The 24,688-nt window shown below is 67.6% G+C and carries 19 protein-coding genes and 1 pseudogene; 12 read left to right on the top strand and 8 right to left on the bottom strand.

Annotation, left to right across the window (positions count from 1 at the left end; translation table 11 throughout):
- Nucleotides 1-613 precede the first annotated feature (613 nt).
- The 4 genes and pseudogenes from FLW16_RS40335 (at nucleotide 614) to FLW16_RS46395 (ending at nucleotide 3,201) form a co-directional block, all read left to right on the top strand.
- Complete coding sequence (locus FLW16_RS40335; RefSeq protein ID WP_142566264.1) at nucleotides 614-1,861, top strand: nitrate/nitrite transporter; 1,248 nt, start codon at nucleotides 614-616, stop codon at nucleotides 1,859-1,861.
- A gap of 329 nt (nucleotides 1,862-2,190) precedes the next feature.
- Nucleotides 2,191-2,406 (top strand): hypothetical protein, encoded by a 216-nt coding sequence (locus FLW16_RS40330; RefSeq protein ID WP_142566263.1) that lies wholly within the window; start codon nucleotides 2,191-2,193, stop codon nucleotides 2,404-2,406.
- A complete protein-coding gene (locus FLW16_RS45740) occupies nucleotides 2,370-3,008 on the top strand; it encodes a hypothetical protein (protein WP_260616133.1) in 639 nt (212 codons plus the stop codon). The genes FLW16_RS40330 and FLW16_RS45740 overlap by 37 nt, the downstream gene beginning before the upstream one ends.
- A pseudogene (locus FLW16_RS46395) lies at nucleotides 2,891-3,201 on the top strand (molybdopterin cofactor-binding domain-containing protein). Before FLW16_RS45740 ends, FLW16_RS46395 begins: the two are co-directional and overlap by 118 nt.
- A 175-nt stretch (nucleotides 3,202-3,376) precedes the next feature.
- Here FLW16_RS46395 and FLW16_RS40315 read toward each other — a convergent pair.
- The 4 genes from FLW16_RS40315 to FLW16_RS40300 form a co-directional block, all read right to left on the bottom strand.
- Entirely contained in the window at nucleotides 3,377-3,568 is a 192-nt protein-coding gene (locus FLW16_RS40315) for a hypothetical protein (RefSeq protein ID WP_142566262.1), read from the bottom strand.
- 130 nt (nucleotides 3,569-3,698) lie between these two features.
- Nucleotides 3,699-4,481 (bottom strand): SDR family NAD(P)-dependent oxidoreductase, encoded by a 783-nt coding sequence (locus tag FLW16_RS40310; RefSeq protein ID WP_142566261.1) that lies wholly within the window; start codon nucleotides 4,479-4,481, stop codon nucleotides 3,699-3,701.
- Nucleotides 4,482-4,514: 33 nt separating this feature from the next.
- Nucleotides 4,515-5,255, bottom strand: coding sequence for a DUF6081 family protein (locus FLW16_RS40305; protein ID WP_142566260.1), 741 nt, complete (start codon nucleotides 5,253-5,255; stop codon nucleotides 4,515-4,517).
- Nucleotides 5,256-5,311: 56 nt separating this feature from the next.
- Nucleotides 5,312-6,538: a styrene monooxygenase/indole monooxygenase family protein gene (locus FLW16_RS40300; protein WP_142566259.1), complete on the bottom strand. Its 1,227-nt coding sequence runs from the start codon at nucleotides 6,536-6,538 to the stop codon at nucleotides 5,312-5,314.
- Nucleotides 6,539-6,892: 354 nt separating this feature from the next.
- Between FLW16_RS40300 and FLW16_RS40295 the strand changes: the two genes are divergently transcribed.
- Nucleotides 6,893-8,146: a cytochrome P450 gene (locus FLW16_RS40295; RefSeq protein WP_142566258.1), complete on the top strand. Its 1,254-nt coding sequence runs from the start codon at nucleotides 6,893-6,895 to the stop codon at nucleotides 8,144-8,146.
- A gap of 106 nt (nucleotides 8,147-8,252) precedes the next feature.
- Complete coding sequence (locus FLW16_RS40290; RefSeq protein WP_142566257.1) at nucleotides 8,253-9,434, top strand: C45 family peptidase; 1,182 nt, start codon at nucleotides 8,253-8,255, stop codon at nucleotides 9,432-9,434.
- Nucleotides 9,435-9,563: 129 nt separating this feature from the next.
- Here FLW16_RS40290 and FLW16_RS40285 read toward each other — a convergent pair whose 3' ends face one another.
- Nucleotides 9,564-10,547, bottom strand: a complete 984-nt coding sequence (locus tag FLW16_RS40285; protein WP_142566256.1) for a ThiF family adenylyltransferase — start codon at nucleotides 10,545-10,547, stop codon at nucleotides 9,564-9,566.
- Between the two features lie 205 nt (nucleotides 10,548-10,752).
- Nucleotides 10,753-11,502 (bottom strand): hypothetical protein, encoded by a 750-nt coding sequence (locus FLW16_RS40280; protein ID WP_142566255.1) that lies wholly within the window; start codon nucleotides 11,500-11,502, stop codon nucleotides 10,753-10,755.
- A gap of 407 nt (nucleotides 11,503-11,909) precedes the next feature.
- On the opposite strand from FLW16_RS40280, the gene FLW16_RS40275 reads away from it, so the two are divergent.
- Nucleotides 11,910-13,727, top strand: coding sequence for an AfsR/SARP family transcriptional regulator (locus FLW16_RS40275; RefSeq protein ID WP_142566254.1), 1,818 nt, complete (start codon nucleotides 11,910-11,912; stop codon nucleotides 13,725-13,727).
- Here the strand turns inward: FLW16_RS40275 and FLW16_RS40270 are convergent.
- Complete coding sequence (locus FLW16_RS40270) at nucleotides 13,670-15,010, bottom strand: MFS transporter (protein WP_142566253.1); 1,341 nt, start codon at nucleotides 15,008-15,010, stop codon at nucleotides 13,670-13,672. The two genes, FLW16_RS40275 and FLW16_RS40270, sit on opposite strands and share 58 nt — an antisense overlap.
- A gap of 220 nt (nucleotides 15,011-15,230) precedes the next feature.
- Between FLW16_RS40270 and FLW16_RS40265 the strand changes: the two genes are divergently transcribed.
- The 4 genes from FLW16_RS40265 to FLW16_RS40250 all read left to right on the top strand — a co-directional run bounded on the left by FLW16_RS40265 (nucleotide 15,231) and on the right by FLW16_RS40250 (nucleotide 21,940).
- Nucleotides 15,231-18,713, top strand: a complete 3,483-nt coding sequence (locus tag FLW16_RS40265; RefSeq protein WP_142566252.1) for a 2Fe-2S iron-sulfur cluster-binding protein — start codon at nucleotides 15,231-15,233, stop codon at nucleotides 18,711-18,713.
- Between the two features lie 514 nt (nucleotides 18,714-19,227).
- Entirely contained in the window at nucleotides 19,228-20,598 is a 1,371-nt protein-coding gene (locus FLW16_RS40260; RefSeq protein WP_221891540.1) for an aminotransferase class V-fold PLP-dependent enzyme, read from the top strand.
- A gap of 53 nt (nucleotides 20,599-20,651) precedes the next feature.
- A complete protein-coding gene (gene pdxS, locus FLW16_RS40255) occupies nucleotides 20,652-21,563 on the top strand; it encodes a pyridoxal 5'-phosphate synthase lyase subunit PdxS (protein WP_142566251.1) in 912 nt (303 codons plus the stop codon).
- Between the two features lie 68 nt (nucleotides 21,564-21,631).
- Nucleotides 21,632-21,940: a hypothetical protein gene (locus tag FLW16_RS40250; protein ID WP_142566250.1), complete on the top strand. Its 309-nt coding sequence runs from the start codon at nucleotides 21,632-21,634 to the stop codon at nucleotides 21,938-21,940.
- Here the strand turns inward: FLW16_RS40250 and FLW16_RS44245 are convergent.
- On the bottom strand, nucleotides 21,937-22,083 hold the full coding sequence (locus FLW16_RS44245; RefSeq protein WP_185949813.1) for a hypothetical protein: 147 nt from the start codon (nucleotides 22,081-22,083) through the stop codon (nucleotides 21,937-21,939). The two genes, FLW16_RS40250 and FLW16_RS44245, sit on opposite strands and share 4 nt — an antisense overlap.
- 375 nt (nucleotides 22,084-22,458) lie before the next feature.
- Here FLW16_RS44245 and FLW16_RS40245 point away from each other — a divergent pair.
- The coding region (locus tag FLW16_RS40245; protein WP_185949812.1) for an AAA family ATPase at nucleotides 22,459-24,688 on the top strand (2,230 nt) is incomplete at its 3' end.

Here is a 24,688-nt window from a genome sequence, read left to right as displayed (position 1 = left end):
TGCCGTCGAGGGATGTGACAGTGGCTGTGCATGGCTGCGTTATGCAGCCGAATCCCGCGTCGGCCGGCCTGTGAAGACGTGCGATCTCTGGTTGGGTGCCTCGACGCCCGCTGTCGCGGGCGTTTTTGTCAATTCGCCAACCTGTTTCGCACATTGACATTGACTATCTGCTTCAGGCACAGGACCGCATTCGGGCGTGACCCCAGCGATTCCGCCGGACTCCCGAGCCAATCCCTGACATACGCCCCTGAGGTGAGGCACACCGTCGGGGACGCTGGAGGCCGGCTCATGGCGGCGTAGCCGCGACCGGTGCGTGCGAGCGAGCGGACACCGAGCTGCGTGCCGTCGACGCCTATCCTCCGGGTCGGCTCGTCCGAGGATTGGGGAGTCTGTTGAGGGGCGCCCCCTGATGTCAGGGCCGTACTCCCTTAAGAAGAATCAGCGGCAGAAGCCCAATCGTCCTGACGGAAGCACGAAACCACGCTCGACGACTCCCGGAACCGATCGGCTGCGCGCGAGTCATTGATACGGCGGAAGCGACGTGAAAGGCACGCCGACGAGGGGCGTGCCACGCCACTGAACAAGGAACGTCTTCGCACATGAAGGGGTGTGCATGTCCGGTCTCGCCGAGTCGCCCCCGGAACCTTCGGCGCCGTCGTCGAGAGGGCGCCGCTGGGCTGTGATGACGGTCGTCTCGCTCGGTTTCGTGATGATGACCGTAAACTGGTTCGACCTCGCGCCCACCTTCGGCCCGATCAGCGCGGAGTTCCGGGTGGAGATCCCCCAGGTGGCCCTGCTCATCTCCGCTTTCGTGGCGGGGTACGGCGTGTTCCACATCCCCGCCGGCTTCCTGTCCACCCGGCTGGGCATCCGCAGGACACTCGTCATCGGCCTCGTGGTGGAAGGGATCACCGGGGCGCTGTCGGGCGTCGCGGCCGACTACACCCAGCTCCTGGTCCTGCGGATCGTCTGCGGTGTCGGGGCCTCGATCTACGCGGGCATCGGCATCGCCGCTGTGAGCGTGTGGTTCGCCGGTCGCGCGCACGGATTCGCCCTCGGTGTGGTGTCGGCGATGTTCAGCCTCGGCACCGCCCTCGGCCTGTATGTCTGGGCCGACCTCGCCGACGCCGTCGGCTGGAGGCGCGCGCTGGTCGCCGGTGGCGTGCTGTGCGTGGTCACGGGGGCCGCCGTCGGTGTGGTCTTCCGCCCGCCGCCCGGCGGAAGGAGCCTCACGGGCGTGCGTATCACCGGCGACGCCGTGCGCCAGACTCTCGGCAACCGCAGACTGTGGATCTACGGCGTCGCCTTCCTCGGAGGCTACGGGTCGTTCCTTGCGGCCTCCCAGCTCATCGCAGGCTACGGCGCCGACTACCGTCGCTTCTCGACCGCCGGTCTCGCGTCGCTGATCGTCGGCCTCGCAGGGATTCCCGGCCCCCTCGTCTTCGGCCTGGTCTCCGACCGGCTCGGCAGGCCGCGGCTCGTGCTTCTGGTGGCCGTGCTCCTGGAAGCCGTCGGCCTGCTGCTGGTCCCCGCAACCGGCGAGTCCTGGTTCTGGGTGCCGGCGTTGATCGTCGGGTTCGCGTTCAACGGCGCCTTCGCGGTCTGGGAGACGATTCCTGGGGAGGATCGCACTGTCCGCCCCGAGAACATCGGGACGGCGGTCGGCCTCATGCTGACGATCACCGCCGTCGGCGGCTTCGCCTTGCCCTGGGCGTTCGGGCTGCTCGTCCCGGCCGCCGGCTACACGACGGGATGGGTCTTCCTCGGCGCGGCCACCGCCGGGCTGGCGCTGCTGGGAGTGCATGCACGCGACCCGGGGGCCCGTACGCCCGAGGCCCGCGTGGCCACTTCCCCTCGGTGAGCAACGGCCACGCGAACCGGCCGCGAAACGAACGCACGTCGTCCTCCCCGTCCGCACGCCCCGATCTCCCGCAAGGCAGGGCCACATGAAGCCACCCGTCTTCTCCTATCAGGATCCCCAGACGTTACCGGAGGCACTCGACGCACTCGGCGAGCACGGCGACGACGCCCGCGTGCCAGTCGGCGGCCAGAGCCTCCTCCCGCCGCTCACCATGCGGCTCGTCCGGCCCAGGGTCGTCGACGACGTCGAGACAGTGGAGGGGCTGGCGCCCGACGAGCCTGCTGGCCGCGGAAAGGTCAGGCGTCCCCTGCCAGGAGGTGTGCGAGGACGTGCTCGCTGAGGGAAACGCGCCCCTGCTGTATCTCGAGTGGGGGACCAACGTGGTTGCCGTCTACGACGTCGGCGATCCCCGGGACGAGATCGAACGGCTGATCGCCGGCGCGGCGCGCGTGGTCGAGCGCCGCCTGCGGATCCAGCGTGTCGCGGTCAACCCGCTCGAACCCCGCCCGTGGTCGCGCAGTGGGACGCCAGGGCGGAGACGCTGACCGTGTGGATGTCCACGCAGGTGACGCAGCACGTCCGCGACAGCCTCGCCGTGGCCCTCGGCCTCACCGGCGCGACGATCACGGCCGCGGTCACCTCGACCACACCCACCGGCGCCCTGCGCGGATTCGGCATGCAGGAGGCGGCGTGGGTGCGCGAGCGCCTCGTGGACGAGGCCACGCGGGAGCGCCGCGACGCCCTACTCGGCGAGCGGTCGATCGCCAGCCGCTCGATCACCGTCGGCGGCGGTGCCCTCATACGCGCGGCCGCGCGGCTGCGAGAGCGCCTGGGCCGGATCGCGGCGCACCGGCTGGAGCCGACCCCGGAGACATCGAGGTCGTGGACGGCCTCTTCGGGTGCGCGGAGTCACCGGCCACGTGTCCCTGACTCCGGCCGAGGTCGCCTCACCGTGCCTGGCGGGGCTGGGACCTGCCCGAAGGGGAGCGGCCTGACCTGGAGGAGAAAGACGTCCACGACCCGGAGAACATCGCCTACTCCTACGCGACCCACGCCGCCCGGGTCGTGGCGGACCTGGACACCGGTGAAGTACGGGTCGAGGACTACTGGGTGGTCCACGACGCCGGAACACTGGTCAACCCGGTGATCGTCGCCGGCAGGTCCAAGGCGGGTGTGGCGCACGGATCGGCGTCGCGCTGCACGAGGAGATGCTGTACGACCAGTCGGGGCAGCCGACGACCACGTCTTATCCCCGTTACCTCCTGCCGGAGGCGGAGATGTCCCCGGCATGGACATCACCCACCTGTGCTCTCCCTCTCTGTACATCCGGGGCGAGATGAAGGGCCTGGGCGAGGGCGGGGCCGATCGTGGGCATCGGCGGTTGCGGGAAACGCCGTGGCCGCGGTGGTCCCGGAGTTCGCCGAATGGCTCGTCGAGATCCCGCTGTCCCCGCGCGAATGTGGGACTTCATCCGTGGGGCAGGGCTCCACCGCCGATGACGCGGGCAGGCCTCGGCTATGTCGTCGCGTCCCACTCCAGATCGAGGGCCTCCAGTCCCCGGAAGAAGAAGCTCGGCTGGTAGACCGGCGTGTATTCAGGCGCGAGCCGGAGGCCGGGCAGGCGTTCGGTCAGCATCTCGTACGCGATCCGCGCCTCCAGCCTGGCCAGCGACGGGGCGCGCCCGTTCTCCTGGGTCTTCGGGCACACCCCGTGTCGCAGGGCACGGCCTGATCAGGATGGGAACAGGAACCGCACGCGCAATGAGGTCGTCCTGGCGATGGCCACCACCGCGGCTAGGCAAATACCAGGAATTGGTCGGACAGGTCGCCCGCTGCCGTCAGCGGAAGCCGGCCGTCCAGCCGCCGTCGATGCGGATGTTCTGCCCGGTGACCCAACTGGACTCGTCGGAAGCGAGATAGAGGGCCAGGGCGGCGATGTCCTGTCCCGTCCCCGCTCGCCTGATGAGGTGCATGTCGAGCATGTAGCCGCGTGCGGAGTCGTCCATCGCCGCATCGGTGGCGGGGGAGGTGACGAAGCCAGGCGAGATCGCGTTCACGCGGATCCCGTCGGCGGCTCCCTCCGCGGCCAGGGTGCGGGTGAGGGCGATCACGGCTCCCTTGGCGGCGGAGTGTGCGGCCTGACCGATGCCGCCGACACCCCGGACGCCGGAGACGGACGCCGTGTTGATAATCGATCCTCCGCCCTCCCGCAGGTAGGTCCAGGCGGGATGGGTGACGTGGAAGACGATGTCGAGCTCGGCCTTGATGACGTGGTGCCACAGGGCGAGGGTGAAGTCCGAGAAGGGGGAGAAACCGAAGCCGGCCGCGTTGTTGTAGAGAACGTCGATCCCGCCGAGGCGGCAGGCGGCTTCCTCGACCCAAGCTCTGGCCGCTTCGGGGTCGACCAGGTCGACTGTGGTGCCGTGGACGTCGCATCCCTGCGTCGCGAGCTTCTCCGCTGTGCTCTCGGCCCCGCCGGGGATCACATCACATCCCACGACGCGGGCGCCTTCGTGGGCGAACAGCTCCTGAGCCGCCGCTCCCTGCCCGCCTGCCGTCCCGGTGATCAAAACGCGTTTGCCCGCGAGGCGCCGCCTCGCGCTCGGCGTGAAGGAGGTCATGACATCCCTTCCGATGTGAGTGACGGGGTCGTCTCAGAACGCCTGCTCTTCGACGGTGAGATTGCTCCACCACGCCGACATCCCTTGGCCCCGCAGCGACTGGCTCTTCCCGAAGACGATCGGACGCAGGGTGAACATCCCCAACCCCACCCGGACCTGGCGGGGCAGCTGCGCGGAGGCCACGTGATGGATCGGCTTGTCGTCCACCAGCCAGGTGACGGATCCGGCGCCGGTGTCGATCACCACCTGGCAGCGGTGGGGCCGGCCCGGACGCATGGTCAGACCGACGAAGGGGTCCTCGACCACGTGAGTGAAGGGCGCCGCCGCGGCGCTCGGCACGGGCAGCATCTCGTGGATGGCCCACATGTGGTCGTTGTTCGCGGCCACGTCGAAGACCCAGCCGGACTCCATGTCCAGCACGTTGAAGGCGGCGACGCCGTCCCGGTAGTCGTGGAGGTCGTTGCCCCGGCAGCTGACGGCCATGTCCGCCGAGAAGGTGATCAGGCCTGACCTGGGCAGGGAGAAGCTTTTTGTGGACAGGAGCAGATGCTTCGGATTGTCCATAATTTGAATGCCGTCGTGCTCGAGCCGGAAGCGGTCGACGGAGACGCTGAGAGCGCCGTCCGCGACCGAGGTCACCGCACCAGGCTCGGCACACCGCCACGACGACCCATCGGGCATGCGGTACTCCAGATACATCCACTTGCCCGCATCCAGTTGCGGTCCAGAGAAGTCGTCGTACGTATGAGCGTGCGGGCTGATGGTCTTGGGCATGGGGCCTCTGTTCTTGTTCCGGGGTGTGGTCGAACGCATGATCAAGGGGCGCGCGTTCAGGGACGCGTGCGGGATGTCAGCAGGGAGTCGACCTTGGCCGGGTCGGAGAGCAGCGCCCATGCGGGCACCGGGTCACTGAACAGGTTGGCGAAGAGGTCGGCCACGCTCTGGTCGGAGGCCGCCGCGGCGAACAGCCGTATCACGTGAGCGGCCGGAGGCTGGAGGAAGGCGTTGGACCACTCGGTGACCGGTCCGGCCACCTGCCACATCAAGTCTGCCACCGCATGGGCGAATCGTTCGTCGTAGGGACCGCCCGCCGCGATGGCCTCTGCGGCCACCCAGGCACAGTGCGAGCCGAGGTTCGCCCCCTGGCCCGTGATCGGGTCGTTGGTGATCCACGCGTCGCCGATGGCGAGAGCCACCTTGCCGGTGGGGAGCTTCGCCACAGGCTTTCGCACCACAGGGCTGATCGCACCCTGGAGCAGATCGTCAGGTCCGATCAGGCCGAAGGAATCGGACTTGATCCGCTCGGCGACCTGGGGCGCGTGTTCCGAGAGGAGTTTTTCCAAGGTGCGGTTGAACGTCTGCGGGTCTTCCTCGTACGGCAGCCGAGTGATCGCTTCCATCGGTCCGCCGGGAACCGCCTCGATCAGCATGGCGGCGACCAGCCCATGGCGCGTCCACATCGGGAGCTGGAAGGTTTCGCTCACTCCCGGGGACACGTTGTAGCCGAAGCCCGCGTGGGAGATGCCGGTGTAGAGCCCCGACAGCAGCCTCCGCTGGGGGCGGTCGTACGGTGACCTGCTCTCGTCACGGGGGAACAGTTCGGTCACGGATCGGCGGCCGGCCGCCACCACGATCAGTTCGTGGTTCACCGACCACGCGTCGATGTCCGTGGCGCCGGGTGAGAAGCCGGTCACGACCAGGCGTCCTCCGCGCGTGGTGAAGTCGTCGAGGAACGCGGGCAGCAGCAGACGGAAGTCGACCGCGTGGAAGGGATCGTCCAGCATCCCGCGGAACTCCAGCGGAGGCTCGCCCTTGATGAAGATCGTCGCGGTGTGCGCGAGAGTGCCGTCGAAGGCGAAGTGTTCGCAGCCGAGCGCTCGCTCGCGAGCGCGGGTGTGCTTCATTCGCACGACCGTGTTCGGCAGCCGCGCCTGCCGCATCTCGTCCGCTGTGCTCTCCGCGTAGAGCGTCACGTCGACGCCGAGCTGCTGTAGCCGGAGCGCCAGTGTCAGGCCGCTGATGCCGGCCCCCACGACCCCGATTCCGCCGATATTCATTTCCGTCTCCTTTCGGAGACAGCTTCCGGCGCGACGTCAGTGCGGGTCACCCCAAATTTGTAATTGCCCCAAAGTCCAGTGGTCGAGGTAAGGGAAAACCCCAAGCACATACGGACAATATTGCGGGGGCGTTGGCGGATCTGGAGGCATCACGGTTCGAGAGTCTGCACTGGGAAATATCGACCTTGATTGGAAGCGCTGAAGCGGACGGCGTCCGGCTCTGATCCCTATGAAGGGCCAGGGCGGACTCGCGGCGAGCTCGAACACGCACGTAGCCTGACCGCGCCCCTGATGAATTCATGCGGATGTTCACCCTGATATTTCTAGGGGGACGTGTTGGGGGAGTCCCCTAGTGTGCCGGATCAGAACGGGCGGCAGTCTTCCGCTGACGGCTGCGAATCGCAGCATGGAGAGGGAGAGATGCCGATGTCAGGACCGTCACCCGCGCTGCACAGCCCGGAGTACTTCCGTGATCCCTATCCGGCCTGGCGATGGCTGCGTGCGAACGATCCGGTCCACAAGTTCGAGTTCCCCGGAACAGACGTTCCCGTGTGGCTGGTGACGCGCTACGCCGATGTTCTCACTGTGCTGGATGACCCGGGCTTCAGCAACGATCCGGAAAACGCCGGCCGGCAGTACAAGGATGCGGGCCTGGCACCTCCCGGAGGAAATGTGGCGCTCGTGGACCCGCCGGATCATGTGAGGCTGCGCAAGCTCGCCATGAAGGCGTTCACGCCCCGGAACGTCGAAACCTGGCGGGGCATGGTGCACGCGGTGGTCCACAGCCTCCTCGACAAGGCGGTCCCGCGAGGAGAGATGGACGTCGTGGAGGACTTCGCCTCCGTCATCCCCGCTGAGGCCATAGGCGGAATACTCGGCATCGGCGCAGACCGGCGGCAGGATGTGCTCAGGAACGTGGAGGGGGCGGTCTCGGGCGTCCCCGAACGAATGCAGGATTCGTATCAGTGGCTGATGAACCATGCTCGCGAACTCGTAGCGTTAAAGCGCGCGAATCCCGCGGACGATCTCACCTCGCGTCTCATCGAGGCGCGTGACGGGGGCGACCGCCTCGACGAGATGGAATTGGTGGCGATGGTTCATGCGCTCATCTTCGCCGGATACGACACGACGCGAAATTTGATCGCCAACGCCATGCTCGCCCTGCTTGACCATCCCGACCAGCTCCAGATACTGCGCCAGGACCTTTCGCTCGTGCCGCACGCGGTGGAGGAATTCCTGAGGTACGAGGGCTCGATCGCAGCTGCCACAATTCGCTTCGCGAAGCATGACCTTGAGCTGGCCGGAGTCGAATTACCGGCCGGAGCGGCCGTCTGGCCTGTGCTGATGTCGGCCAATCGGGATCCGGAGCGCTTCCCCGATCCCGACCGCCTGGACCTGCGACGTCAGGATGTGCGACATGTCGGCCTCGGGCACGGCCTGCACAACTGCATCGGCGCGGCCTTGGCCCGGCTGGAGACGCAGATCGCCGTCACCGCTCTGGTGAGCCGGTTACCGCGGCCGGCGCTCGCCGTCCCTCGTGACGCGCTGCGCTACCAGTCGAGTATGCACATGCGCAGTCTGGAGTCGCTGCCTATCCGGTTCGCTTAGCTTCCAGGCCGCATCAGGGCGGCGTGACATCCCGTACCCGGGAGATCGAGCTGTAGAGTCCGGCGGCCTTCTGACGCCGGCGAAACCATCGAAGGAAGGAACATCGATGTCTCAGCCCGTTGGGAATCAAGGCGTCGGCAAGCGGGCCGTCCGGTTCCCTTTCGTCACGGTCAGCGGCAGCGACTACGAGATGGGATGCCAGATCGGGGAGGACCGTCGTGAGGCGATCCGGGCGATGTACGACGAGGTGCTGTTCGCGATGGTCAAGGGGCGTCCGCCGTTCGGCACCGGCCTCACGGAGGACCAGCTGATGGACGAGGCGCGGCGATACATCTCCACCGTCGAGGCGTTCGCCCCCACGGTGGCCGATGAGCTGCGAGGTATGAGCGCGGGCTCGGGCCTCACCCTCGAACAGACCTATGTCATGCAGGTTCCCTTCGCGGGCTGCGGTCTTCTCATGAACTCGTCGGGCTGGCGTGAGCCGGCGGAGACCTTGAGCACGTACCTCGCGGGGACGGCCGGCGGCTGCACGACATTCAGCGTGACCCCCGAGGTCACCGCCGGTGGGAAGGTCTTCGTCGGCCAGACCTGTGACTACCTGCCGCATTACAAGAAGTACTGGATCATTCTCGAGAAGATCCCCAAGAGTGGGCCGGCGACCCTCAACGCGACCCCCGGCGGTGTGCTGGCCTGGGGGAACGGGATGAACTCGGCGGGCATCGGGCTGGAATACAACCTGCTCGGCTATCCGGACGCGAAGTACGGTCTGACGCCTTTCGTGGTCGGCCGGATGATCTTCAATGCCACGACGTTCGAGGAGGCCGTCGAGGTCGCGCTGCGGACGGAGCGGGCCAGCGCCTGGAACTGGATGATCGCCGATGAGACCGGGCGGACGTGCAACCTCGAGACCACGGCGCTCGAGCACGAGATGATCGAGCCGGAGGACGGGATCCTCACGCACGCGAACTGCTATCTGACCGACCGGTTCACCAAGGAGGACCTCTCGGTACAGCTCCTGCCCGACTCGCCTGTACGGACGACGCGCCTGCGGGAGCTTCTCGCCGAGCGGGCCGGCTCGCTCGACGTCGACTACGTCAAGTCCTGCTATGAGGACCATCTCGGGTTCCCGGCGTCGATCTGCCGCCACCCAGTGCCGGACGTGCCGACGCACGAGAACCTGGACACGAACGTGCTCGTGATCTCGGATCTGCAGGAGCGCAAGCTGTACGTGTGCCCTGGACCCGTTTGCGAGCACGAGCTGGTCGATTACACCTTCTCCGGCAGCTGATCCACATACCGGCCATGGCATGAAGTGAAGCGTCACGAGTCACTCCGCGGCAGGTCGGGTCGGCGGGCCAAAGTCTCCACCTTGGCCCGCCGACCCGTTTCGCTGGACCTCACCGTTCTGGGGCGAGGGCTATCCCTGTGGGACAGGGTCGCCGTGCGTTCGGAATTCCCCGGTGACGAGCATGTCCGGATCCAGCCGGTATCGCCCGGAGGCGAGCGGCTCCCCGAGCAGCAGGCGTCGGGCCGCGTCCGCGACGATGCCTCCGCCGAGCGATACGGCCGAGGCGAGCTGGGGCCAACTGCTGATCGTTTTGCCGACCTCGGGGAGCGACGCGAGCATGCGAGGGCTCAGGAGCCCTTCGCCGAAGAGGGCCAGCACGAAGGGAAGCTTGTCCTTGGCCGCCAGCCCCTTCAACTCCTCGGCCCGTACGTCGCCGACCAGGCCGTGGAAGACGGGGCGATCGGGCTCAAGGTCGAACCGCTCGACGTCGAGCAGGCCGCGGTCGCTGGTGTTCATGAGCACGGGGATGCCGTGCGCGCGTGCCCGCTCCCGTACGGCGACCTTGACATACAGGTCGTCGCATTCCTCGATGACGACATCCAGCTTGCCGTCAGCGAGGAGGAAATCGTCGACGTTGCCGGAGTGTATGCCCGTCGAGTACCGCTCGATGCGCAGGTAGGGGTCGACCTCGAACATCTGCCGAGCGGCGAGAACCGTCTTCTCGAGTCCGAGGTCGGGCAGCCCCGCCCGGATCCGGTTGAGGTTCGTCAGATCGAGGGTGTCGAAGTCGGCGATCTTGTACGAGCCGCCCACGCCCTCGAGAGCCAGCGTGACGGCCGCGGCGTTTCCCGCGGACAGTCCGACCACGCCGACACGCTTGCCGGTGAGCCGCCGCTGCTCCTCGCTGCTTATCTTGTATCGGTTGCGGTCCGTGCGCAGCTCTCGGTATTCCTCGGCGGGAAGCGTGCGCACCAGCAGACCGGACCACGGATACCAGACGAACACGGCGTATTCCATGCGGTCCCGCCCCGCCAGGTGCTGCCGTACTCGCCGGGCCACCTCATCCCCGGAGGGGGGCATGCCGGGGTCGCGGGCCGCCATGAGCTGCCCCATTTGCCTGTCCAGAGTGTCATGAACACGTCGTACGGCACCGGACGCGAGCAGCTCATGCAGGGACCGTCGGTCGTCTTCCCGAGACAGATGAAAGAGGGTCGGTCTCCAGTCGGGCGATCTGGAGGAGGTGTCGAAGAGTATGCCCAGCTCTTGCCACAGCGGGTCGTTCACAGGCCTCACCTCGAGAATCGTTTCCGGCGCGGGTTCAAGGGCGCAGGGCGGTGTTGTGGAGCAATGAGTCACGGAGGGTCGCAGCACCCTCCCGTACGGCGTCGAGGACCTGCTCGCGCGTGGCGTAGTTGAGGTACACCTGCTCGTGCCGGTTTCGCGGCGGAAAGAAGCCGTCGACGCACAGTGTGGTGTCCGCTGCCCCATAAGCCGCCCTGAGGGCCGGATTTCGGGCGATCTTCCCGAAAGATATCCAGGTGTCCCAATTGGCATCGAATCGGTCGAGCGTGACTCCGCGTGTCAGCCGTGCCAGCATCATCGAGAGGCCTGACCCCCGGAATCGGGGATCGACCCACAGTCCTCCCATGTGCCCGACCCTGCCCGATAGCAGGGGGACGGTGGCCGGAAGGGCCGCCTCGAGCGGTCCCCGCATGCCGTCGGGCAGCGGGTCGAACCACAGCGCCAGGGACGGAATGAGAGCAGCGAAGTCACGGGTTCTGAAGAGACGGGCCGCGGTGCAGGCGACGACTTCGCGTGATTCGTCGCGCACCAGGAGGTGCATCCCTTCCCCGACGGCGATGGGATGGCAATCGGGATCGAATGTCGGATTGAGACCGTCGTGGGCACCCGCCGCTCTCATGTGATCGGCCCAACCGGTCAGGTCATCGCTGAGGTGTAGGCGCAATCCACGGTGGCCGGCCCACTCGGCGCAGACGGCGGCCAGCTCCCGGACATCGTCGTCACCAAGCAGGACGTCGACGGTGACCGGATCCAGTGAAAACTCCATTGTCTTGCTCCCGAACGGTCGAAAGGCTCACGTCGGTGCGGCGCGTTTCTGGCCGAGAAGCCCGGCGGGCTGTTCATGGCTGGGTGGTCCGAACGCATCACCAGTCTGGTGACGCGGCCGTTCCTGCGCGTCAGGTCAAACCCCCAGCCGCCACCCCGGAAATTCCTCGTCTGGCTGTGGTCGCCGCAGGCCGGCACCTCCTGTTCCCATCTCGCCATTCCTGACAACACCCGTAACAGTCTCGGAAAATATCGAGTAACGATTGCTCGACCGGCAAACCGCCTCAAATGGCAGTGTTTGGGCGATGTCCGGCAAACAAGGGCAGGCCATCACCGGAGAGCCGATCGGAGGGCAGCCGTGCCACGCCGCCTCACCTCCTTCGCGAGTGATCCTTACAGGGGTCGTCGATGACGAGACTTCGTTTCAAGGTCCTGGGCTTCCTGGAGGTCGCCGACGAAACCGGTCGTCCGATCCGTTTGCAGCACCCCGGGACTCGTGCCCTCGTCGCCACTCTCCTGGAGCGCAGGCACACCGCCGTGTCCAGCCGGCTGCTATGCGAGGTGCTGTGGCCGTCCGATCCTCCGGGTGATCCTCGTGGCGCGCTCAACAGCCGCCTGGCCCGCCTCCGCCGAGCCCTGCCGCCGGACACGCTCATCCGGCGGCCCGGCGGATACGGCCTGAACGTTCACGAGGAGATGCTCGACTCCGTCCTGTTCGAGCGTCTCCTGGGGGAGGCGGTACGCGAAGGCCGCCGCGACGCGGCACAGGCACTGGCTTGTCTCGACAGGGCACTCGCCCTGTGGCGTGGCAGCGCATACGAGGAGTTCTCCGACATCGAGCAGGTACGGCTGGAGGCGGTCCGGCTCGACGAGCTGCGCGTCACGGCGGGGGAACGGCGCGTAGAGCTGCTGCTGCGGCTGGGGCGATGGGAGCAGGCGGTGGCCGGAGCCCGCGACATCACAGCGCTGCATCCCTTCCGAGAAGTGCCCCACGCTCACCTCATGAAGGCCCTGTACCACGGGGGCCGTCACCAGGACGCCCTTGCCGTCTACGACCGCTACCGGCGTGAGCTGGCCGTCTCCCTCGGCCTGGAGCCGTCCGAGCACCTGCGCCGGCTGTCGGAGGCGATTGTGCGCCAGACGATTCCCGCGGTTCGGCAGGAGGGCGACGAGGATCCACGCACTCAGCGCCGTGGCGCGGCCACGGCCACCAGACGTGCTCTCGTCCTGAGGCAGGAGGAGACACGGCAGCTGACCGAGCTGATCGACGCCCGCCCCGTGGCGGCGCTGATCGGACCGATGGGCGTCGGCAAGTCCCACCTGGCCCGCGAGGTGCTGACCGCTCTGTACGGCCCCGGCATTCTCCCCGGGGCGGTGCTGGACCTGGCGGGGATGCCGGCGAGAGTCGCGGCCGGTCTCGTGCGGCAGCGGCTGGCCCACGGCGACCCACATGAAACGGTGCTGATCGACAACTGTGACGAGGCCGTCGACGCGATCACGCCGATCCTGCGCCAGGCCGCGCTCGACGGTGCCGGCCCCAGGGTGATCGCCACCGCACGGTGCAGAATCCTCATCGACGGCTGTCCGGCATTGACGCTCCTTCCTCTCGCCGTGCCGGAAGACCTCGACGAGGAGACGGTGCGGAACTCTCCCGCCACGGCGTTCCTGATCGAACACGCCAACGCCGCCGGAGGGCGGGTCGCTGTCACCGATCGCGATGCTGCCCATCTGGGACGGCTGTGCAGGCGGCTGGACGGCCTGCCGCTCGCGCTGAAGCTCATCGCCCCTCGGCTCGCCACGCTGACGCCCCGGCAGGTCGTCATCCGGATGGAGGATCCCTTTCCCCTGCTGCGGGTCCCCGGCGATGGGCGGGGTCGTCATACCAGCATGAGCGAGGAACTGCAGGCGTCCTACCGCCTGCTCAACGAGCAGCAGCGTCTGGTGCTGAGCCGGTTGGCCGCTCACCGGGAACCGGCGACGCTGAATCGAGCCGAGGCGCTCTGCGTTCCACACAACCTGTCGGTGAGCGAGGTGGCGGCGGCGCTGGACGATCTGGTCGCGTGTTCCATGGTGAGGCTGGTGGACGACGACTTTGAGCCGCGATTCGCGACGTACAACCTGGTCCGCGACTACCTCGTCCACACCGCCGCGCGCCGTACCGTCCGGCATCACACCCGGGCGGTCGCGAAGTTTGGGAGCACCCGGGAGCCGATCGTGCGCAGGTAACACCACCAGGTCAGACCGGCGCAAACGATGTAGAAGGCACCGAATCCCAGGAGTGCGGCGCCGGCGCCGCCGGTCGCCTGGACGGAGGTGCCGAAGCTGCGATTGACGAAGAACCCTCCCAGGGCGCCGACCGCCGAAATGATGCCGATGGCGGCCGCGCCCTCGCGCCTGCCGCGCAACGGCGCGTCCTCGACTGCCGCCGGGCTGCCGCTCTTCTCGGCGATTCTCACGGCCCTGGCCACGAAGATCGCTGGAATCATCCGGTACGTCGAGCCGTTGCCGAGCCCGGTCATCCCGAACAGGACCAGGAAGGCCACCAGGAACATGGGGAAACTCCCAAGGTGCAGGCCGGACCACACGCCCGCCAGCGCGGCGCCCATGCCGCAGAAGGTCCACGCCGTGATCCGGGCGCCTCCGAAGCGATCGGCCAGCCGGCCCCCGATGGGGCGTACGAGCGACCCGAGCAGCGGCCCGGCGAAAGCGAAGCTCGTCACGGCGACCGAGGGGAACTGGGTCTTGGTGAGCACGGGGAACGCCGTGGAATAGCCGATGTAGGACCCGAAGGTCCCGATGTAGAGAAGGGACATGATCCACGTCTGCCCGGCGCCGGCCACCTTCACCTGCTGACGGAACGGAGAGGTCGCGCTGGTCAGGTTGTCCATGAAGAGCCAAGCGCCGGCCGCGGACGCCAGGATGAACGGGATCCAGAAAAGACCCGCCGCGCCGAGTCCCAGAGCGGAGATGACCAGGGGGACGACGAACTGGACCGAGCTGACTCCGATGTTGCCTCCGGCCGCGTTCCACCCCAGTGCCAGGCCCTGCCGGCTCTGCGGATAGAAGTGGGTGATGTTCGCCATGCTGGAGGCGAAGTTGCCGCCGCCCAGGCCTGCGGTGGCCGCGATCACGAGGAAGGCCCAGAACGGTGTGCGTGGGTCGCTGACGGCGACGCTCAGCAAGCCGGTCGGGACGAGCAGCAACAGGGCGCTGACCACGGTCCAGTTTCGCCCGCCGAATCGAGCGGGCGCGAAGGTGTAAGGGATGCGCAGCACCGACCCCACGAGGTTGGGCAGTGCCACGATCCAGAAAAGCTGGTCGGTCGAGAACCGGTAGGCGCCGAGCTTGACCGCGACGATGCTCCACACGGTCCAGACGGTGAAGCCGAGATGCTCGGCCGCGATCGACCACAGCAAGTTGCGCCGGGCGATCTGCTTTCCCCTGCTCTCCCAGAAGTGCGGATTCTCCGGTTCCCAGTCGCGGATCCATCCGCGTTCGCGCCTGGCCATCGGCTCGCCTCTCTCCTCGGGACTCGAACGAGGCGCAGGCTAGGCGGATGTACTGTCGGCGGGTTTTCGTAACGCTGTCGCCGACGCCGACACCGGCGAGACATCGCGGCGGCACTCCGGCAACAGGGGCGATGCCTAGCGTCCGGGCGTAGCGGCGACCCGCCGGCGAAAACGCGGCGGACCGTGCTCTTCCCTCACCGCATTCCCTGGCTGGAGCATCGTGACGAACATCGAGCCGCCTCGCAGCGAGGCCGTGACGACGATCGAGCACGCGGGGGTCCTGCCGGACCTGACGTGCATGCCCGCCTACCTCGTCCCCGGTCATCGCCGAGGGCAGCGGCTGTCCACCCAGATCTCCTGTTCCTACTGCGGGGTGGGGGACGGAGCCATCCTTGCGGACACGACCGTGAGGCCCTTCGTCCTCACCGGAGCGCAGCCGACCCACGGCTGCGTCAAACTGGGGCAGTCCAGAATGGAACAGGCGTCCGCCCACCCCATCCACACGACGCCCAGCGTTCTCGATCGGACCACGGGTCGGCGCAGGCCGATCACGTATGGCGAAGCGATCTCCTGGCTGGCCTTCCACGTGCTCGGCCACCGCGGACCCGGCGCGCGCACTCTTGTCTACGCCTGCGGCCAGGTCGACTACTTCACCGTTTTCGCGATGCAGGAGGTCTTCCGGCTGCTCGGCGTCCGTAACGTGACGGGCAACGCCGAGCACTGCCTCAACGCCGGCGCCGTGCACAACGAGGTGCTTACCGGTCAGGAGGGGCCTTTCATCACCATCGACCAGGCGTTCAACGGACCCAATCGCGTGTTCCTGCTCAACGGGTGGAACGGGATGATCAGCCACCCGCCCGCGTACCGCTTGCTTGCCAGGCGAACGGACCTCGACGCCTACCTCGTCGAGGTGATGGTCACGGAAACGGCGAAGGATCTGGCCAGACGACTGAGTGATGACCGGGTGCTCCTGGTCCGGCCGCGCAGCGACCCGCACCTCGCGCTCGCCGTCGCCCACGAGATCCTGACCAGGCATGCCCGGGCCGTCGAGGAGCGTTTCGTCACGCGCTTCTCCGACGCCGGCACCTTTGCCGCCTTTCGGGAGCTGGCCCTGTCCGAGCCGTACGCGCCGGAGAACGTCGTGGTGCGCATCGCGGCGGAGGAGCGGTACCGCCTGCCCCTGCTGAGGGCCATCCGCGAGTTGGCGGCCAAGCTGGCGGACCCCGCCACCGTGCCCATCGCCATTCCGTCGGTGGGCCTTTCGCAGAGCAGCGGCATCGTCGCACACTGCCTCTGGGGCAACCTGCTGGCCATGCTCGGCAAGTACGGCCTGCGCGGAGAGGGAGACCCGGCCGGCGGCGTGCTGCGGCTCCCCGGCCAGATCAACGCCGAGAGCGAGGTCCAGGGGCTGTCACGCAAGTTCTTCATGGGCCGCATCCCGATCGAGCAGGCCGATGAGGCGGCCCGCCGCATGGGTTTGCCGCCCGGCTCCTACAAACGCGTGCTCGAGGACACCCCGAGAGCGGCACTCGACTACTCGGAGCCGACTCCAGGAGAGCGGGAGCTGTTCCTCTGCGTGGGCACGCAGTTCGAGGCCAACATGCCCAACCGGCGGCGCTGGACGGACAAGCTCACCGATTCCTCCTCCACGCTGGTCGTCATCGATCCCATTCCCGACCCGTGGAGCCTCGCGCATGCCGACCTGATCATCCCCTCCCCGCCGCATCCGGCCACGACGAAGCTGTACCAGAACGGAGAATGGCGGCTACGGCTCTCGGTGCCGCAGAAGAAGGCCCCCGCGGAGACCCGATCGGACGCGACGATCATTTATGACCTGATGGCGGAGATCACCGGACTGCTGGAAGCCGACGCCGGCCTGGCCGCGCGGCACGCCGACCTGGCCGGGCACCTGCGGTCGGGATATCTGCGGCGACGCTTCTGCCAGCCCCCGGGCAAGGGAGGCAGGGGGTTGAGACGCGTCGACGGTGAAGTCAGCAGGGTTCAACTGTGGAATCGGGTCCAGGACTACCTGCACGGCGGCAGCGGCCCGCTGTACTGCGCGTTCGACCACGCCGACGGCACCCCGATCAGGTGGGGGGAACTTCTGCGGAGCCACTCGGTGGTGTACGGCGGTGTCGGGGTGAACCGCTACCTCCTCGACTACGCCGACCCCGACGCCTCCCCCTTCCGCGACATCTACCGAGCTCCGCGTCTGTTCACCTTCTTCGTCCCCACGGAGGCGGATCTGTTCCTCCCCGAAGGGATCGTTCTCAACAGCGGGCGCTCCTCGCTGTCCGACGACCGCCGCCGCATCCGCTTCGCGACCAGCACCTTCAACTCGGGGAAGGCCACACCTGTCGCCGACATGCCCGACGAGCACCCGTTGCACGTTTCACCGTCGCTGGCCGAGAGAATTGGCCTGGAGGACGGCGGCCTCGCGAAGGTCACCAGCACCCGGCACGGCGCGAGCGTCGAACTGCCGGTGACGGTGTCCGACCGGGTGAAGGGCGACACGGTCTACGTGAGCTTCCACCGCTCCCGAGCACAAGAGGGGCGAGGGCTCTACATCAACGACGTCACCGACCACGAGGGGCGTTGCGCCTACTCCTCACAGGTGCAGTTGAAGATCCAGCCGGTCACTCTCGAGCCGGCGGTGGCACGGCGCCGCCGACCCCTCATGGCGGCGCACCACGAGGCGCCGGTGTGGGAAGGGATCGACACACCCCTCGTGGTGAGCCGGCTGCTGTGGGAGACCGCCGACACGTGCACCGTACGCCTGCAGAGCGACCCTCCGCGCCGCTTCGTCTACCTGCCCGGCCAGTACTGCACGCTCGTGCTGGACGTCGGCGGCCGGCGGGTCACGCGTTCCTACTCGATCTCGTCATCGCCCAGTCGTCCGTACGCGCTGGACCTCACCGTCAAACGGGTTCCCGGCGGACTGGTCTCCAATTGGCTGCTCGACAACCTGCGGACCGGTGATCGGCTGCGGGCGAAGGCCCCCCGTGGCGGTTTCCGTCTCGATCCGGACGACCTTCCGGACAAGGTCCTGTTCATCGGGGCCGGCAGCGGTGTGACGCCGCTGATGTCGATGTCGCGCTGGCTGTGCGACGTCTCGGCCCCCGTCGACGCGGTCTTCCTGCAGTCCGCGCGTCATGCCGACGAGGCCGTCTTCGATCGCGAGCTGCGGTTGCTCGCAGAGCGGCACCGTCGGCACTTCTCCTATCGGCTGGTCACCACTCGAACCTCCGGCGGTGGGCGCCTGGATCGGGCCCTCCTCGATGCGGAGGTTCCGGATCTGCGGGACCGCGTGGCCTACCTGTGCGGGCCGGCGAGCTTCATGGACGCCGTCACCCAACTGCTCACCGGTCTCGGCCTGAACCCTTCGAAGGTGCGCAGGGAGAGTTTCGGCACCGTCGCCGAGGCGCCCGAGCCCGGGGCCGGTACGTGCAGGGTGGACTTCGTCCGTTCCGGCAGGAGCGTCACCGCCGTTCAGGGCCGCCCGCTTCTGGACGCCGCCGAGTCAGCCGAGATCGATCTCGAGTACGGCTGCCGCTCGGGCACCTGCGGCGACTGCCGCGTCAGGGTGGTCTCCGGGCGACTGGCCTCGCCGCCGAGCGATGCCCTCACCGGGGACGAGATCGCGCAGGGGTACACCCTGGCCTGTGTCTCCCGTGTGGAGGAGGACTGCGTCGTCGACATCTGATGTTCGATCCACGCCGGTCTTGGCCCGCCTCACCGTGGTGGGCGCGCGGAGAACTCGACGGCAGCCTGGGCACGGCGATGAGAGACCCACCGCAGCCCTGTTTCTCCCGCGCCGGTCACCGTGCCGTGCGGATGAATCCCTCGTAGCCGTTGGCGACGACCCGCTCGCCATGCGGTGCGGCAGTTGCCCACGCCGCCTGTGTCTCTTGCGGGCGGGCCCGGAGCGGCCCTTGCGCCGACCGCCTCCTTGCTGAACAGCCGCGATCCACGAACGTACGGAGGGACGGACACCAGTCCCCACCGGCGGCTTGAGCCAACCCAACCTGGAGCACTTCAGTGTGGCCTGGGAAACGTCTGGTCATGCTCCTCGGAGCCGTAGCCGATCAGGAAGTCGAGCCCAAAGCTAGGGGGCTGATGCTGGGGATGACCCTGATCCGGGCGAAGGGCGTTGAGGATTCGATAGGGGAGACCATTCTGCCGATCAAGCCTGTGAATCGGGGCGGTCAGGAGAATATGTGAGTGAACGCGAATTGCTGAACGCAGCCGCGCATCACGCCGCGAAGTATCTCGAAGGACTGCCTGAGCGGCGGGTCGAGGCGGAGTCCGGCAGCACCGCCATGCGAGACGCGTTCAGAGGAGACTTGCCGGACCGGCCCACCGATCCACGGCTGGTCCTCGACCACCTTGTTGCCACTGCCGAGCCGGGCATCACGGCGATGGGTTCGCCGCGCTATTTCGGCCTCGTCGTCGGCGGCACGCTGCCGGCCGCCCTGGCAGCGGACTGGCTTGCTTCCACGTGGGATCAGAACGCCCTGCTGGCGCGGTCCACTCCGGCCGTGGCCGCTCTCGAAGAGACCACGGGGCAGTGGTTCCTCGACGTGCTCAAACTGCCGGTCGCGTCATCATTCGCGTTCGTCACCGGCTGCCAGATGGCGCACGTCACGGCACTGGCAGCCGCGCGGCACGAAGTCCTGGCGCGCGCCGGCTGGAACGTCGAAGAGGACGGTCTCATCGGGGCGCCGCCGATCAGGGTCATCGTCGGCGGCGAACGCCACGTCACCATCGACCGCGCACTCAGAGTGCTCGGTCTCGGCGTCGGCTGTATCGAGGCGGTCGCCGTCGATTCACGCGGCGCGATGAACCTGGACGCGCTCGAGGCGGAACTCCGGCACGATGGCCGCCCGACCATCGTGTGCGCTCAGCTCGGCAACGTCAACACCGGAGCCATCGATCCGATCGCCGGCATCTGCGAACTCGCGCATGACGTGAATGCCTGGGTTCACGTCGATGGCGCCTTCGGATTGTGGGCCAATGCCAGCCCCACCTATCGCCATCTGATTGCCGGGAGCGAGTATGCGGACTCGTGGGCCACAGACGCCCACATGATCCTCAACGTCCCCTACGACTGCGGTTTCGCAGCGGTATCCCATCGCAGCGCCCACGAGGGCTCGATGAAGGTCCGCGCGCCGTTCTTTCTCCAGGACGAACCGATCCGCGAACCGCTGGACTGGACCCCCGAGTCATCGCGGCGAGCACGGGCAATACCGGCTTACGCGGCGCTGCTCTCGCTCGGCAAGCAGGGGCTCGCCGAGCTCGTCGATCGCCTGTTCACCTGCGCCGAACGCTTCGCCGTCCAGCTCGGTGAACATCCACGCCTGGAGGTACTGGCCAGCGGGCTGAACCAGGCGCTGATCCGGGCCGTCGACGGCGACGCGGTCACCGATCAGCTTGTGCACGAGATTCAAAAGGACGGCACCTGCTGGATGAGCCCCTCGACGTGGCAGGGCCGCCGGTGCATCAGAATCTCGGTCTGCAATTGGCGGACCACCGAAATGGACGTCGACCGCTCAATCGACGCCATCACAGCCGCACTGGCGCGACTGTAGAGCAACCGTTGCTCAACATCCGTACACCATCCGTCGATGATTGAGGTCATACCGTGTCTATCGTCCCCTCCGTCGCCCAGACTGCCGAGACCGGCACCGTGCGCGTCAAACGCGGCATGGCCGAGCAGCTGAAGGGCGGTGTGATCATGGATGTCGTCACCCCCGAGCAGGCGAAGATCGCCGAGGACGCCGGTGCGGTCGCCGTCATGGCCCTGGAGCGAGTACCGGCCGACATCCGTAAGGACGGCGGCGTCGCCCGAATGTCCGACCCCGACATGATCGACGGCATCGTCAACGCCGTGTCCATCCCCGTGATGGCCAAGGCCCGCATCGGCCATTTCGTCGAGGCCCAGATCCTGCAGGCGCTTGGCGTCGACTACATCGACGAGTCTGAGGTTCTCACCCCGGCCGACGAGGTCAACCACAGCGACAAGTGGGCCTTCGCTACCCCCTTCGTCTGCGGTGCCACCAATCTCGGCGAGGCCCTGCGCCGAATCACCGAGGGCGCGGCCATGATCCGCTCCAAGGGAGAGGCCGGCACCGGCAACGTCGTCGAGGCCGTCCGCCACATGCGCCAGATCCGTGCCGACATCAAGCGACTGACCACCCTGGACGAGACAGAGCTCTTCGCCGCAGCGAAGAACCTCCAGGCCCCGTACGAACTGGTCAAAGAGGTCGCCCAACTGGGCAAGCTGCCCGTCGTGCTGTTCTCCGCCGGAGGAGTGGCGACCCCGGCCGACGCGGCGCTGATGATGCAGCTTGGCGCCGAAGGCGTCTTCGTCGGCTCCGGCATCTTCAAGTCCGGTGACCCGGCTCAGCGAGCCGCCGCAATCGTGAAGGCCACCACCTTCCACGACGACCCGAAAATCATCGCGGAGGTCTCCCGCAGCCTCGGCGAGGCCATGGTCGGGATCGACTGTGACACTCTCTCAGAGACACAGCGCTACGCCAACCGCGGCTGGTGACGCCATCGCGAGCGCCATTCCGACCATCGGCGTGCCTCGCCCTCCGGGGCGACGTCCGCGAGCATCTCATGGCGCTCACGGCGGCCCGCACGCGTGCCCCTCCTGCGCGCAGGCCGGCCGAGCTGACCGAGGTCGACGACCCGGTCCCCCCGGAGGCGAGTCCCACCACGAGGTCCAAGCCAGCCGTGGCCTTCGGCCTGCTGGAACCGCTGCGCGAGCGGATACAGTCCGGCATGCCTGCCCACGGGTCCTGCGCGGGCCTGATCTGCCGGCCGACGAGATCCTGGACGGCCGTCATCGAGTGTTCCGACCCCAGCCACCCTGCCACCTCTGTAGATGATCGGCATCACCTCGGGGCCGGAGCGCCCCCCACCTAAAGTGCGACCAACGCGGAAGTGGTGCCCCCGCACCCGCCGGCGGGCCGCCAGGGCAGGTTCTGGCCGCGCAGTTCCCGGGCCGGCAGCGTGCCGCCCGCGCTCACCGCGCACAGCGTCCGGCGGAGCACCACGAGTGCCCGCATGCCGGGGTTTCAGCCAGGGGGCAGCGTAACGGGGTTGTTGGGCGTGTCGGACGTACTCGGAGGGCTGACCGTCGATCATTCCACTGGGGTCCGCTGCCGCCTGCACGGCTGAGGTCGGGTTGCGGGTCAGACCTCGCGTCCACGAGGGGACTGCGTGGTCGACGCGTGACAACTCGTTTGCGCCGCGACGCCGGTAGTTGAGATTCGCACCATTGTGCGTACGGGAGGGATATTGGACTGATTGTCCAGGAATATCGTCGGTGAGCATCCTGTTACTTGTCGGCTTGCCCAGAAACTTCCTGTCTGTCATATGGCTACTGTTTTGTAGTTATGTTCGTCTTTGACGAGCGATAGAGACGGGCAAGAATGGCGGGCGTGCTGCGAGACCTGCTGGTGGAACGTGAGGATGAGACTGCGGCGATCTCCGCCGGGATACTCCCAGCTCGGGACGGGAGGGGCACCTGTCTCGTGGTGGTGGGGCCAGCGGGGATCGGTAAGACCAGACTGCTCGATGAAGCCCGCGCGATGGCGAGTGGTGCCGACATGCGGGTCCTGGCCGCGAGGGGGTCGCATCTTGAGCGCGGATACGCGTTCGGGCTGGTCCGGCAACTGTTCGAGGGCGTGCTGAGGAGAGCCGACGCGGCCCGGCGCGAGCGATGGCTGTCGGGTGCGGCTGCCGCTGCCGGGCATCTCCTGACGACGGTTGACGGCGAGCAGCAGAGCGAGATGAATCTCCTTCACGGTCTGTTCTGGCTCACCGCCAACATCTGTCAGGAAGGTCCCGTCCTGCTGGTGGTCGACGACCTGCACTGGGGGGACGAGCCGTCGTTGCGCTTTCTGGCCTACCTTCAGCAGCGGTTGTACGACATGCCGCTCGTGGTCGCCGCCGCGACGCGTCCATCCGATCCGTCGGCCGCGATGGACCTGCTGGACTTCGTCCTCACGCATCCGGAATGCCGGATCCTGCAACCGAAGCCGCTGAGCCCGCAGGCCGCCGACGTCGTCCTGACGGACATGCTCGGTGAGCAACCCGAGCCGAACCTCCTGTCGGCCTGTCACGCCGCCGCCGCGGGCAATCCCCTTCTTGTGACAGAGATGGCGCGTGCGCTCATCGTGGAGCGTGACAGCGCCACCCCGGTTGACGCTGTCAGGCTGCGTGACATCGGAACTAAGGCGGTGGCCAGGCGCGTCTCCGTCGAGCTCAGGCGATTGTCGCCGGCCGCGAGGCCCGCGGCCGAGGCCGTGGCCGTCCTCGGCCGCCGTGCCGACGCGGGCCATGTCGCCGCGGTCGCGGCGCTCGACCGGGTGGAAGCGCACCGGGCATTGAACGAGCTGACGAGCGCGCAGATCCTTCGCTCGGGATCCGGGGAGGAGGCTGCCGCCGAGTTCCTGCACCCGCTGGTCCGCTCGGCGGTCTATGAGCAGATGGACCCGAGCGCACGCGTCCGGTGCCATCTGGCCGCGGCGACACTGCTGATGCGGGAGGGCCACCGAACGGAGGAGTCGGCGAGTCATATCCTCTGCGTCCCGAATCCCACGGGTGAGCACGCAATGATGCTACGGAGAGCCGGAATGGAGGCACTGGGGAAAGGGGCGCCCGAAGCCGCCCACGCCTACCTGACACATGCTCTGAACGGAGAGATGAGCAGGAAGGAAAGGCTGGAGGCGCTCAAAGAGGCCATCTATGCCGCTCTGTTCGTCGATCTGGAAGCGGTACTGGAGCATCTCGACGCCGCCCTCCGGATGATCGATGACCCCGTCGAAGTCGGGGAGTTCGTCGGCCTGGCGGGGGTCGCGAAAGTGTGGGTGGGCCGGGGTGACGAAGCGACGAGGCAGCTCGTCACGGCGATATCAGACCTACCCGAGGAATGCGATGACCTCCGGCGCGGTCTCGAGGCGATGCTGCTGGGCGTCCCTCTGGTCGTCGTCGGTTTCGACAGTATCTCCCAGCGGGTGGAGATGCTGCGCCAGTTGCCCGCCTCCCGCACGATCAACGCGGCGCTCCTGGAGTGCATGATCGCCGGGCACGAGTGCTACGCCGGGGACGCTCGAGGGCTGGACCGCGCCCGTAAGGCACTGGCCCATCCGCAGATGCTGGAAGCCGCGACCAGGGGAGCGTCCGCGAGCATCTCCGGTTATCTCGCCCTGACAGTCGGCGACCTGCGTGAGGGCGTGGACGCCAATGGCGACCTGATCGCCGAGGCGCGGAGACGAGGATCGCTCGTGGCCCTGAGTGCGCCGCTCACCTTCCGCGGAATGGGCTGGCTGCGGATGGGCGAGCTGGCCGAGGCCGAAAACGACCTCCGCGAAGTGATCGAACTGCACCGCATCACGTCGATGGGAATCGCGCCCGCGATCGCACAGGGACTGCTCGCCGAGGTCCTGCTGGAGCAGGGGCGCATCGACGAAGCCTCAGCGGTCATCAAGAAGCTCGACCTTCCCCCAGCACTGCTGCGGGCCGGGCTGCTCTATCCAAGTCTGCACATCCAAGCCAGGATCTTGGCCGCTCAGGGCAGGTACGAGGCGGCGCTGGAGGCGGCGGTCGAAACAGGGAAACGGTTCGCCGTTCACAACGGCGGCAACCCCGCGCTCGTGGCCTGGCGCT

This window comes from Microbispora sp. KK1-11 (assembly GCF_006874435.1).
Taxonomy (GTDB): domain Bacteria; phylum Actinomycetota; class Actinomycetes; order Streptosporangiales; family Streptosporangiaceae; genus Microbispora; species Microbispora catharanthi.
Note: the sequence above shows the minus strand (reverse complement) of the source record. Positions and strands in the feature narration are given on the sequence as shown.